The following is a 12482-nucleotide window of genomic DNA, read 5'->3' on the forward strand; positions in this document are numbered from 1 at the left end:
AAGGGCCGGAGGGAGAACTCCCCTCCGGCCCTTCGGCCGTTCCATCAGCTGCCCCGGACGCGGCGAATCGTGTCCCGGTACCACAGCGCGCTGCTCTTCAGGGTGCGGACCTGGGTGTCGTAGTCCACGTGCACCAGGCCGAACCGCTTGTCGTAGCCGTAGGACCACTCGAAGTTGTCCATCAGCGACCATGCGAAGTACCCTCGCACGTCCGCGCCCGCCGTGCGGGCCTTGGCCACGGCGGCGATGTGCGACTCCAGGTAGGCGGTGCGGTCGTCGTCCTGCACGAAACCGCTGTCGTCTGCCTTGTCGTCGAACGCGGCGCCGTTCTCCGTGATGACCATCGGCACGCCCGGGTACTCCTCACCGATCTGCACGAGCAGGTTGGTGAAGCCCTCGGGCACGATCTCCCAGTCCATCGCGGTGACCGGGCGGCCGTAGCGGACCTCCCGGCAGACCGGCACGCCGTCGGCGTCGGCGGTGTTGCCGTCCTCGTCCACGCCGGAGAACTTCGAGCTGGAGTAGTAGTTCACGCCCAGCACGTCGATGGGCTGCTTGATGACCTCCAGGTCGCCCGGCTCCTCGGGGATCTTCACCCCGCGCGCGGCCAGGTCGTCCACCACGTCGGCCGGGTAGTGGCCGCGCACCAGCGGGTCGAGGTAGATCCGGCGGGACAGGCCGTCCGCGCGGCGGGCCGCGTCGTGGTCGGCCGCGCTGTCGGTGGCGGGGCTCGCGTGGCTCATGTTGAGCGTGATGCCGAACTCCATCGGCTCGGTGGCCGCCTCGCGCATCCGCCGGGTGGCCAGGCCGTGGCCCAGCAGCAGGTGGTGCACGGCGTGGATGGCGGCCTCGAAGTCCTGCCTGCCGGGCGCCTGGCGGCCCTCGTAGTAGCCGAGCATCGCCGAGCACCACGGCTCGTTGAGCGTGGTCCAGTGGCGCACCCGGTCCGACAGCGCGTCGAAGACGAGCATCGAGTAGTCGGCGAACCGGTAGGCGGTGTCGCGCACCGGCCAGCCGCCCGCGTCCTCCAGCTCCTGCGGCAGGTCCCAGTGGTAGAGCGTGACCCACGGGGTGATGCCCTTGCCGAGCAGCTCGTCGACCAGCCGGTCGTAGAACGCCATGCCGGGCGCGTTGACCGGGCCCTTGCCGCCCGGCTGCACGCGCGGCCAGGCGACGGAGAACCGGTAGGTGTCCACGCCGAGGGAGCCGATCAGCGCGACGTCCTCGGGCATGCGGTGGTAGTGGTCGCACGCGATGTCGCCGTTGTCGGCGTTGTGCACCATGCCGGGTGTGCGGCAGTAGGTGTCCCAGATGGATGGTCCCCGACCGTCTTCCTCGTGGGCCCCCTCGATCTGGTACGCGGAAGTCGCCACGCCCCAGCGGAACGAGGCGGGCAGGGTGTCGATCGCGGGGTCGAGCCCGACGGTCGGCGCCGTGGTGTCCATTGATCTCCTCTGGAGTCGGAACCCGTTGTCGTGAACGGGTTCAGAGCCCGTTGTCGTGAACGGGGTGCAGCCAGCAGGCCACGGTGCGGTCGGCGGGCCCCTCGTGTGCCGCGTGGTTCTTCTCGGGGGGAACGCCGAGCACCGGGACCTCCACACCGCAACGCTCCATTGCGTGCGGACAGCGTGGGTGGAACGCGCAGCCCGCGGGCATGGCGCGCAGGTCGGGCGGTGAGCCGGGGATGCCGGTCAGCTCGCGCTTCGGTCCGCGCAGCGCGGGGAACGAGTTGAGCAGGCCGTGGCTGTAGGGGTGCAGCGGGTCGCGGTAGAGGTCGGCCGAGGCCGCCTCCTCCACGATCCGACCGCCGTACATGATCGCGATCCGGTCGGAGAACTCGACCAGCAGTGACAGGTCGTGGGTGATGAACACGACCGAGAACCCAAGCCGTTCCCGCAGCTCGACGAGCTGGCGCAGGATCTGCCGCTGCACCACCACGTCCAGCGCGGTGGTCGGCTCGTCCATGATGACGACCTTCGGCTCCAGGGCCAGCGCCATGCCGATCATCACGCGCTGCCGCATGCCGCCCGAGAGCTGGTGCGGGTAGCTGTCCAGCCGGTCGGCGGAGATGCCGACCAGGTGCAGCAGCTCGCGGGCGCGGGCCAGCCGGGACGCGCCGCTGCCGCGCGGGTCGTGCGCCTTGATCACGTCGGTGAGCTGGGTGGAGATCCGGTGCACCGGGTTGAGCGAGTTCATCGCGCCCTGGAACACGATCGCGGTCTCGGCCCACCGGAACCTCCGCAGCGCGGCGTGGTCCATCCGGAGCACGTCGACCGGGTCGCCGCCGTCGGGGTGGTAGAGCACCTCGCCGCCGGTGATCACGCCCGGAGGTGGCAGGAGCCTGGTCAGGCCGTAGGCCAGGGTCGACTTGCCGCTGCCGCTCTCGCCGGCGAGGCCGAGGACCTCGCCCCGGTGCAGCGTGAGGTCCACGTCGCGGATCGCGTGCACGGCCTCCTCGCCGAGGCCGTAGTCCACGTTCAGGCCGCGGATCTCCAGCACCGCGTCGGTCACGGCGTCTCCCTTCCCTCGGACCGGGCCTTCGTCGCGAGGACCGGCGTGAAGCCGACCCGCATCCGGACCGTGTGGCCGTCGGCGGTCTTGACGTTGGTCTTGCCGCCGCCGCGCAGGCGCGGGCTGACGAACTCGTCGATGCCGAAGTTCACCAGCGACAGGGCGGTGCCCAGCAGCGCGATGGCCAGGCCCGCGGGGACGAACCACCACCACGCGCCCTGAGCGAGGGCCTGCTGGCTCTGCGCCCAGTACAGGACGGTGCCCCAGTTCCAGTCGCCGCCCGCGCCGATGCCGATGAACGCCAGCGTGATCTCCAGGGTCACCGCGAAGATGACCGTGCCGACGAAGCCGGAGGCGATGACCGCGGTGAGGTTGGGCAGGATCTCGAACAGGATGATCCGCCACGTCTTCTCGCCGGTCGCCCGCGCGGCCTCCACGTAGTCGCGGCCGCGCAGCGACAGCGTCTGCGCGCGGAGCACGCGTGCGCCCCAGGCCCACGAGGTGAGGCCGATGACCAGGGCGATGGTGAGCGTGCCCGTCTCCGGCAGCGTCGACGTGATGATGATCATCAGCGGCAGCGCCGGGAGCACCAGGAACACGTTGGACAGCGCGGAGAGCGCCTCGCTGCCCGCGCCCGCCAGGTAACCGGACGTGACGCCGACCAGGATCGACAGGATCGTGGCCACGACGCCCGCGACGAAGCCGACGACCATGACGCTGCGCGTGCCGACCACGACCTGGCTGAAGATGTCCTGGCCGAGGTGGGTGGTGCCGAACCAGTGCGCGGCCGACGGCGCCTGGAGCAGGTCGTTGCCGCGCCCGGACGGGTCGTAGGGCGCGATCCACGGCCCGATGATCGCGACCAGGGCGAAGAAGCCCAGGATGACCAGGCCGACGGTGGCCTTGGGGTTGGCCACGAACCGCAGCCTGCGGCGCTTCACGGGCGCGGCGACCGGGGTGGCGGTCCCGGTGGCGGGAACCACGGTCACGGCTCAGCCCTCCCGTCGGGTGCGCGGGTCGAGCGCGAGGTAGGCCACGTCGGCGAGGAAGTTCGCCAGCAGCACGGACAGCGTGATGATCAGGAAGATCCCTTGCATGAGCGGGTAGTCCTTGGCGCCGACGGCCTGGAACAGCTGCAGGCCCAGGCCCGGGTAGGAGAACACGATCTCCACCAGCAGCGTGCCGCCGACGATGAAGCCGAGCGACAGCGCGAAGCCGGAGACGTTCGGCAGCAGCGCGTTGCGCGCCGCGTAGGACAGCATCACGCGCCGGTCGGACAGGCCCTTGGCGTGCGCGACGGTCACGTAGTCCTCGGAGGCCACCGTGACCATCATGTTGCGCATGGACAGGATCCAGCCCGCCATGGACGAGATCAGGATGGTGAACGCGGGCAGGATGCCGTGCCGCAGCACGCTGCCGACGAACTCCAGGTCCGGGTTGGGCACCAGGCCGTTGTCGTAGGCGCCGGAGGCGGGGAAGAAGCTGTCCGGGCCGGTCAGCAGCGCGATCGCGATGAGGCCGAGCCAGAAGTACGGGATGGACGACACGAACGTGGTCACCGGGATCAGCGCGTCGGCCCACGAGCCGCGCCGCCAGCCGATGCCGGTGCCCAGCGCGGTGCCGATGAGGAAGCCGAGCACGGTGGTGATGCCGACCAGCCCGAGCGTCCACGGCAGGCCGTCGCCGAGCACCTGCGACACCGGCGACGGGAAGTAGGTGAACGACAGGCCGAGGTCGCCGCCGAGCAGCTGGCCCAGGTAGGTGAAGTACTGCTCGACCAGGCTCGCGTCCTTGTCCAGCCCGAACAGCACGTACAGCGACTGCACGGCCTCGGTGGTCATCTGGCCGCGCGACCGCGTGATCAGCGCCTGCACCGGGTCGCCGGGGATGACGCGCGGGATGAAGAAGTTGATGGTGATCGCGGCCCACGCGGTGAACAGGTAGAACGCGATCCGCTTGAGGAGGTAGCTCACGGCGCCTCCAGGACGCGGAGCGCGACCTTGTCACCGTCGGACAGGCCGTCGCCGTAGAGCCAGCAGGCCGCGAAGTGCCCGTCCCCGTCGCCGATGGCGAACCGCGGCGGGACCTTCTCCGCGCAGACCTTCATGGCGGACGGGCACCGCGGGTTGAACCGGCAGCCGTCGGGCGGGTTGATCAGCGACGGGGGCTCGCCCGTGCCGCCGTCCTTCTCCTGCGCGGCGGGCCGGTCGGGGTCCGGCGCGGAGTCGATCAGCAGCTGCGTGTACGGGTGCGCGGGCCGTTGGGTCACGGTCTCGCTGTCGCCGCCCTCGACCACGCGGCCGGCGTACATCACGAACGTCTCGTCGGCGAAGTAGCGGGCCGACGCGATGTCGTGGGTGATGTAGAGGATCGCGAGGTGCAGGCGTTCCTTGAGGTCGCGCAGCAGGTTCAGCACGCCGAGCCGGATCGAGACGTCCAACATGGACACCGGTTCGTCGGCCAGCAGCACCTCGGGGTCGGCGCCGAGGGCGCGCGCGATGGCCACGCGCTGGCGCTGGCCGCCGGACAGCTCGTGCGGGAACTTGTCCACGTACCGCTCGGGCGGGGTGAGCTGCACGCGGGTCAGCAGGTGGGCCAGCGCCTCCTCCAGCTCCCGCGGCGTCTTGCCCGCGTTGCCGTGGATCTTCAGCGCGCGGGTCAGATGGTAGCGCACGGTGTGCACGGGGTTCAGCGAGGCGAACGGGTCCTGGAAGATCATCTGGACGCGCTTGCTGTACGCCCGGAAGCGCTTACCGCCCTTGGTCTTGACCGGCTCGCCGCGCAGCCGGATCGAGCCGGAGGTCTGGGGGTAGAGCTGCGCCAGCAGGCGGGCCACCGTCGACTTGCCCGAGCCGGACTCGCCGACCAGCGCGGTGACCCGGCCGCGGTGCAGCCTGAGCGTCACGTCCTCGACCGCGCGCACCGAGCGCACGGTCCGGGACAGCAGCTCTCGCCCGCGTTTGCGGACCGGGAAGTGCTTGGTCAGGCCATCGGCCTCCAGGACCACCTCAGTGGTCCCGGAGGCCGACGGTGCGGTGCTCGTCGTCATGCGGCCGGCTTCAGGTGCAGGACGACGTCGAGCGCGTTCTCCAGCGTGGGCTGCAGCGGCGCGTACTGGTTGGACTGGTCGGGCCAGCCCACCCAGTTCTTGGTGCTGTACTGGCCGCCCGCGTTCGCCGCGGAGGTGATGGCGACCGGCATGTCCCGCACGTGGATCTGCTGGATCTTGTGCAGGGCCGCGGTGCGCGCCGCGTCGTCGGCGGCGTTGGCGTACTCGTTGAGCAGCGCGGTCGCCTCGGGGTTCTCGTAACGGCCGTAGTTGCCGTTGATGCCGCCCTCGCCGATCGGCTTGTACAGCGCGCCGTTCATGATGTTCTCGTAGATGTCGTACGGCGTCGGACCGTTGTTGGTCCAGTGCAGCGCGGCCTGGAAGTCACCGGTGTCGAGCGCCTTGCTCCACGCGTCGGCGTTCGGCAGGTCGACCGTGGCCTCGATGCCGATCTCGGACACGTTGTCCTTGATGATCTCCAGGTTCGTCACGTAGTCCGACCAGCCGGACGGCACGGTCATCTTCAGCGTGACGGGCTGGCCCGACGGGTCCTTGAGCTTGTCGCCGTCGAAGGTGAAGCCGGCGGCGGTCAGCTCCTTCTTGGCGGCCTCCACGTCGACCGTGACGATCTTGTCCTTGAACTCCGGCGCGATGTAGGAGTCGCCGGCGGGCGTCGGGATGCCGGTGATGTTGTCGACCTTCGGGTAGAAGTACCCCGCCTCACCCTGCATGAAGATGTCGTCCCGGTTGATCACCATGTTGACCGCGCGGCGCAGGGCCGGGTTGTCCCACGGCGCGACCTTGGTGTTGAACCACAGGCCGTGGATGCCGAGCACCGGCGGGAAGTAGAGCTTGTAGTGCTCGGGGTCCTTCGAGGTGTAGACGGCCTCGTAGTTCGGGATGAACACGAAGCTCCACTCGGCCGCGCCGGTGGCGAGGGCCGTGGTCTGCGCGTTGTTGTCGCTGTAGGAGGTGTAGCGGACCTCCTTGACCTTCGGCAGCTCCTGCCAGTACGAGTCGCGCACGGTCAGGGTGACGGTCTGCGGCGTGAACGACTTGAGCGTGTACGGGCCGCTGCCGACCGGGCTCTTGACCGTGTCCGTGCTCGGGTTCGCGATCGTCGACCAGATGTGCTTGGGCACGATCAGCTGCTCGAGGATCTTCTTCTGGTTGACGAACTGCGACCTCGGGAACTCGACCTCGACCTTGCTCCCGGAGGCGGTGACCTTGTCGTAGGGGACGGAGTCGACGTTCAGGCCGGGGTTCTTCTTCAGCAGCTCGAAGGTGAACGCCACGTCCTCGGCGGTCAGCGGCTTGCCGTCCGACCACGTCGCGCCGTCGCGGATGGTCAGGCTCAACTTGTGGAAGTTCTCGGTCCACTCCCAGTCCGTGGCCAGCCACGGCTTGGGCTTCTCCGCGGGCTTGGTCTCGTTGACCATGGCCAGCGGCTCGAAGAGCAGCCGGCGGTAGCCGAGCGAGCTGGCCGCGGACGTGTTGAGGAACGGGTTGTTGTTCTCGGTCTGCGGACCGTTCGGCATGCCGACGTTCAGCACGCCTTCGTTCGTGCTGTTCGCGCCGGGGTTCGAGGTCGAACAGGCTGCCGAGAACAGCAGTGCTGCCGCGACGGCGAGGGCGGACGTTCGCCTGAGTCGCATGGGTTCTCCTTGTCGGGCGGGGGAAGGGCGAGCGCTCGGGAGTGCGGGCCGCGCGTGCCATCGCGGCTGGGACGCTGGGCGCGTCCTCGTGTCGATGCAGACTCAACCCCGGTGAGCCAAGTCACGTCAATCACGAACAGGTTACAAACTTAGACTAATTTTAAGTCGCAAACTAAGGTCCGTGGCGTGGCACCGAAGCGCACCACCGTCCGCGACCTGCGTCGGCAGAACCGTTCGACCCTGCTGTCGACGCTGTTCTTCGACGGGCCGTTGAGCAGGTACGAGCTGTCCCGGCTGTCCGGGCTGTCGGCGGCGACGGTGTCCAACGTGACCGGCGAGCTGGTCGACGACGGGCTCGTGGTCGAGGCCGGTTCGGTGGACTCCGACGGCGGCCGGCCGCGCGTGCTGCTGCGCGTGAACCCCGCGTTCGCGCACGTGGTCGGGGTCGACGTCGGCGAGACCGGGATCAAGGTCGAGCTGTTCGACCTGGCGCTGACCCAGCTGGCCGCCCTCGACCACGCCCTGTCGCCCTCGTCGCCCGCCGCGGTGGCGTCGTTGATCGCGTCGTCGGTCCGGGACGTGGTCGCCGCGGCGGGCGTGCCGGCGTCGACCGTGCTCGGGGTCGGGATCGGCGTACCCGGGACGGTGGAGCAGGGCGCGACCGCGGTCGTGCACGCGCCCACCATCGGGTGGGACGGCGTGCGACTGGAGGAGCTGGTCGCGTCGGCGTCCTCCTCCGCCTGGCCGCTGTACGTGGAGAACGGGGCGAAGACGCAGGGCCAGGCGGAGATGTGGTTCGGCGCGGGACGGGGCGCCAAGCACGTCGTCATAGCCCTCATCGGCTCCGGTGTCGGCGCGGCGGTCGTCACCGACGGCGGGGTCTACCGGGGCGCCACCAGCTCGGCAGGCGAGTGGGGCCACACGACCATCGTCTACGGCGGCCGGCCGTGCCGGTGCGGCGCGTTGGGCTGCTTGGAGGCCTACGTGGGCGCCGAGGGCATCCTCGACCGGTACCGCAAGGCACGGGGACGTGAGCTGCCGGCGGGTGACGAGCAGTCGACCGTGGCGGCCCTGATCGACGCCGCGCCCCGCTCCAAGACCGCCGCCCGCGTGCTCGAGGAGACCGCCGGCTACCTGGGCGCGGGCATCGCCAACCTGGTGAACCTGTTCAACCCGGAGCGGATCGTCCTGGGCGGCTGGGCCGGGCTGGCGCTGGGCGCGCACCAGCTGGACCGGATCGTGGCGGCCACCCGCGCGCACGCCCTGCGGCACCCGTACGAGCAGATCTCGATCGAGCTGGGCCGCCTGGGCCCGGACGCCGTCGCCGTCGGCGCGGCCACCCTCCCCGTCGCCGCCCTCCTGGACCGCGCCGCCGACCCGCGCAAGCCGTCCGCGCCCGAGCTGAGCGTCGAACTCGGCGTGCCCGACCGCCGGACGCGCGCGTTCTGACCGCAGGTGGTTGACAGAGCGGGCCGGGTGGCCTGACGCTGGGCGGGAGAGCGCTCTCCGAGGCAAGGGGTTGGGTGTGGACGAGCCGGATCTGGGTCTGCTGGTCGGCAAGTTGGACGTGACGCGCAAGGTCCGGCTGCTGACCGGCGCCACGGGGTGGCGGACGCACGAGGAGCCGGACATCGGCCTGCGGTCCATCGTGGTGTCGGACGGGCCGATCGGCGTGCGCGGCCAGGGTTGGGACGAGCGCAGCACCTCGCTCGCGCTGCCCTCCCCCACCGCGCTGGCCGCCACCTGGGACGTCGACCTGGTGCGGAGGCTGGGCGTGCTGCTGGCGGCCGAGGCGCGGCGCAAGGGCGTCGACGTGCTGCTCGCGCCCACGCTCAACCTGCACCGCTCGCCGTTCGCCGGCCGGCACTTCGAGTGCTACTCCGAAGACCCGCTGCTCACCGGCCGCATCGGCGCGGCCTACATCACCGGCGTGCAGAGCGGCGGGGTGGCGGCCACCGCCAAGCACTACGTGGCCAACGACTCCGAGACCGAGCGCATGACGCTCGACGCCGAGGTCGACGATCGCACCCTGCACGAGGTCTACCTGGTCCCGTTCGAGGCCGCCGTCGAAGCGGGCGTGTGGGTGGTGATGTCGGCCTACAACGGCGTCAACGGCGTCACCATGTCGGAGAACCCGCTGCTGGACGAGCCGCTCAAGGGCTCCTGGGGCTTCGACGGCCTGGTCGTCTCCGACTGGGGCGCGATCCGGTCCACCGCGCCGTCCGCGCGGGCGGCCCAGGACCTCGCCATGCCCGGCCCGGAGAGCCCGTGGAACGACCTGGCCGCCGCCGTCGAGAACGGCGAGGTGCCGGAGAGCGCGCTGGACCTGAAGGTCGAACGGCTGCTCCGCCTGGCCTCAAGAGTCGGCGCCCTCAACGGCGCCACCGCCCGGAGACCCCACGTCGACGCCCCGCTGGACCTGCTGCGCGAAGCCGTCGCCGCGAGCACCGTGCTGCTGCGAAACGACGGCGTCCTCCCGCTCACGCCCGGCACCAAGGTCGCCGTCCTCGGCCCCAACGCCGCCACCGCCCGCATCCAGGGCGGCGGCAGCGCGGGCGTCTACCCCGAGTCGGTCGTGTCGTTCCTGGACGGCCTCCACGAGGTCGCCGAGGTCGTGCACACCGCCGGCGTCCGCCTCCAGGACCGCCCCGCGCCCCTGACCACCGCCAACACCCGGCACCCGCACCACGGCGAGCCGGGCGTGCTGGTCCGCCTCCTCGACGCCGACGACGCCGAGCTGTCCGCCGAACACCGGTTCCTGGGCCGCATCCTCGAAGTGCCCCTCGTCGACGGCGCCCGCACCGTCGAGATCCACGGCAGGCTCGACGTGGACGTGACCGGCGACTGGACGATCTCCGCCGCCGGTTTCGGCCGCCTCACCGTCGACCTGGACGGCGCCCGCCTGATCGACGACGACGTCCCGCTCGACACGGACGACCCGGCCGTCATCCACCTCACCCCGCCGTACCGACAAGCCACCGCGCACCTCCGAGCAGGTACGACGGTCGACCTCGTCGCACGCCGCGAGCTGCGTGACCACACCGGCACCGCCACCGTCCTCGCCGCCGACCCACCACGCCTGAGCGCCGACGACGAACTGGCCCGTGCGGTCGGATTGGCCCGCACCAGCGACGTCGCGGTGGTCGTCGTCGGCACCACGGACGAGATCGAGAGCGAAGGCTTCGACCGCACGTCACTCGCCCTGCCCGGCCGTCAGGACGAGCTGGTGCGCGCCGTGCGCGCGGTGAACGACCGCACGGTGGTCGTCGTCAACTCCGGCGGCCCGGTCGAGTTGCCGTGGCGCGACGAGGTCGCCGCCGTCCTGCTGACCTGGTTCCCGGGCCAGGAAGCCGGCCACGGCCTCGCCGACGTGCTCTTCGGCCTCCGCGAGCCGGGCGGCCGACTACCGACCACCTGGCCCGCCACCCAACAGGACCTGCCCGTCTCGAACGTCCGACCGGACCACGGCGTCCTGCGCTACGACGAGGGCCTCCACCTCGGCTACCGCGCCTGGCACCGCGCCAAGGCCAACCCCGCCTACTGGTTCGGCCACGGCCTCGGCTACACCACCTGGGCCTACGAAGCCGCCACCACCACCGAATCGGGCCTCCGCGTCCGCCTCCGCAACACCGGCACCCGCCCCGGCCGCGAGGTCGTGCAGGTCTACGTGACCCGACCGGACAGCGCCATCGACCGCCCCAACCGCCAACTGGCCGCCTGGACCAACGCCACCGCAACCCCAGGTGAAGCCGTCGAGGTGGACATCCCCATCCCCCAACGCGCCTACCAACACTGGACCACCACCGGCTGGACCACCGAACCAGGCCCCTTCACCCTGCTGATCGGCCCCTCCTCCGGCAACACCCCCCTCACCCTCCACCACCACCTCTGACCCCAACCACCCCCCAATCCCCTCTCCCAACCACCCACAACGGCACCACAACGGACCCGGAACATCCGCACCTAGGCCCGATTTGACATGGGTTCGGGTGCCATAGGCTGGTCGAAGCCGGGCAGGCTTGGCGGACGCTTTTCCCGCCAGGCCTGCCCGGCTTTGGCCTGCCTGGGGTGCCCGTAAGGGCCCCATGTCAAATCGAGCCGAACAGAGCCAGACTACGGAGAGCGCTCTCCACCCCCGTGGCACAATGACCCCCATGAGCAGATCGCCGACGACCCCGCCGACGTTGGAAGACGTGGCGCGGGTCGCCGGCGTGTCCCGCGCCACCGTCTCCCGCGTCATCAACGGCACCCGCAACGTCGACCGCAAGATCCAGGAAGTCGTGCGCGCCGCCATCGACAAGACCGGCTACGCACCCAACCGCGCCGCGCGCTCCCTGGTCACCAAGAGGGCCGGGACGATCGCGCTGGTGGTGTCCGGCGCGGGCGACCCGGGCGACGAGGACGCGTTCGCCGCACGCGTGTTCTCCGACCCGTTCTTCGGCCGGGTGGCCAGCGGCGTGCTCGGCTTCCTGCGCACGCGCGGCGTGCACCCGGTGCTGATGGTCGCCGACACCGAACCGGCCCGCGAGGACGTGCTGTCGTTCCTCCGCCAGGGCAGCGCGGACGGCGCGCTGCTGGTCTCGACCCACGCCGAGGACCCGCTGCCCACCCGCCTGGTCGACGCCGAGCTGCCCGCCGTGCTGTTCGCGCGCCCGGCCCGGCCCGTGCCGATCAGCTACGTCGACCTCGACCACCAGGCCGGCGCGAAGCTCGCCGCCGACCACCTGGTGCACCGCGGCTGCACGCAGGTCGCGACGATCACCGGCCCGCTGGACGTGCCCGCGTCCCAGGACCGGCTGACCGGGTTCCGCGACGCCATGGCGCGGCACGGTTTCCCGTACGTCCCGATCGCCGAGGGCGGGTTCACCTCGATCAGCGGCGAGGCCGCGATGGAACGGCTGCTCGCCGAGCACCCCGACATCGACGGCGTGTTCGCGGCCAACGACCTGATGGCGCAAGGCGCGCTGCTGGTGCTGCACAAGCACCGCAGGCGCGTCCCGGAGGACGTGGCGCTGGTGGGCTTCGACGACAGCAGCCCCGCGCTGTCGTGCCGACCGAGGTTGACCACCGTGCGGCAACCGGTGGAGGACATGGCGGCCGGGATGTCCCGGTTGCTGCTGGACCACGTCGAAGAACCGGGACTGCGCCCCAAATCCGTCATCTTCGAACCCTCGCTCGTCGTGCGCGATTCCGCCTGAACCGTCGTTGACGTCTTCGCGACATCGGCGTTACGCTCCGAGAGAGCGCTCTCTCAGCGCCTCCGGTGC

General features: G+C 70.8%; 9 protein-coding genes. 3 read left to right on the plus strand and 6 right to left on the minus strand.

Annotated elements, in window-relative coordinates:
• Nucleotides 1-44: 44 nt before the first annotated feature.
• The 6 genes from AB0I91_RS00925 to AB0I91_RS00950 are packed head-to-tail and all read right to left on the minus strand — an operon-like array spanning nt 45 to nt 7215.
• Nucleotides 45-1445, minus strand: coding sequence for a GH1 family beta-glucosidase (locus tag AB0I91_RS00925; RefSeq protein WP_498772361.1), 1401 nt, complete (start codon nt 1443-1445; stop codon nt 45-47).
• 40 nt (nt 1446-1485) lie between these two features.
• Nucleotides 1486-2511 carry an ABC transporter ATP-binding protein gene (locus AB0I91_RS00930; RefSeq protein WP_498772359.1) on the minus strand — a complete coding sequence of 342 codons (1026 nt, stop codon included), beginning with the start codon at nt 2509-2511 and terminating at the stop codon, nt 1486-1488.
• Complete coding sequence (locus AB0I91_RS00935; RefSeq protein ID WP_499634495.1) at nt 2508-3500, minus strand: ABC transporter permease; 993 nt, start codon at nt 3498-3500, stop codon at nt 2508-2510. The genes AB0I91_RS00930 and AB0I91_RS00935 overlap by 4 nt, the downstream gene beginning before the upstream one ends.
• A gap of 3 nt (nt 3501-3503) precedes the next feature.
• Nucleotides 3504-4484, minus strand: coding sequence for an ABC transporter permease (locus tag AB0I91_RS00940; RefSeq protein ID WP_498772355.1), 981 nt, complete (start codon nt 4482-4484; stop codon nt 3504-3506).
• Nucleotides 4481-5560 (minus strand): ABC transporter ATP-binding protein, encoded by a 1080-nt coding sequence (locus AB0I91_RS00945; protein ID WP_498772353.1) that lies wholly within the window; start codon nt 5558-5560, stop codon nt 4481-4483. The genes AB0I91_RS00940 and AB0I91_RS00945 overlap by 4 nt, the downstream gene beginning before the upstream one ends.
• The gene (locus AB0I91_RS00950) at nt 5557-7215 is read right to left on the minus strand and encodes an ABC transporter substrate-binding protein (protein WP_498772351.1); all 1659 of its coding nucleotides are present in this window, start codon (nt 7213-7215) and stop codon (nt 5557-5559) included. Before AB0I91_RS00950 ends, AB0I91_RS00945 begins: the two co-directional genes overlap by 4 nt.
• A 186-nt stretch (nt 7216-7401) precedes the next feature.
• Between AB0I91_RS00950 and AB0I91_RS00955 the strand changes: the two genes are divergently transcribed.
• The 3 genes from AB0I91_RS00955 (at nt 7402) to AB0I91_RS00965 (ending at nt 12413) form a co-directional block, all read left to right on the plus strand.
• Complete coding sequence (locus AB0I91_RS00955; RefSeq protein ID WP_498772349.1) at nt 7402-8664, plus strand: ROK family transcriptional regulator; 1263 nt, start codon at nt 7402-7404, stop codon at nt 8662-8664.
• A 76-nt stretch (nt 8665-8740) separates the two neighbouring features.
• Complete coding sequence (locus tag AB0I91_RS00960) at nt 8741-11107, plus strand: glycoside hydrolase family 3 C-terminal domain-containing protein (protein WP_499634498.1); 2367 nt, start codon at nt 8741-8743, stop codon at nt 11105-11107.
• A gap of 262 nt (nt 11108-11369) precedes the next feature.
• Nucleotides 11370-12413: a LacI family DNA-binding transcriptional regulator gene (locus AB0I91_RS00965; RefSeq protein WP_499634501.1), complete on the plus strand. Its 1044-nt coding sequence runs from the start codon at nt 11370-11372 to the stop codon at nt 12411-12413.
• The last annotated feature ends 69 nt before the right edge of the window (nt 12414-12482 follow it).

The organism is Actinosynnema sp. NPDC049800 (assembly GCF_040656635.1).
Classification (GTDB): Bacteria; Actinomycetota; Actinomycetes; order Mycobacteriales; family Pseudonocardiaceae; genus Actinosynnema.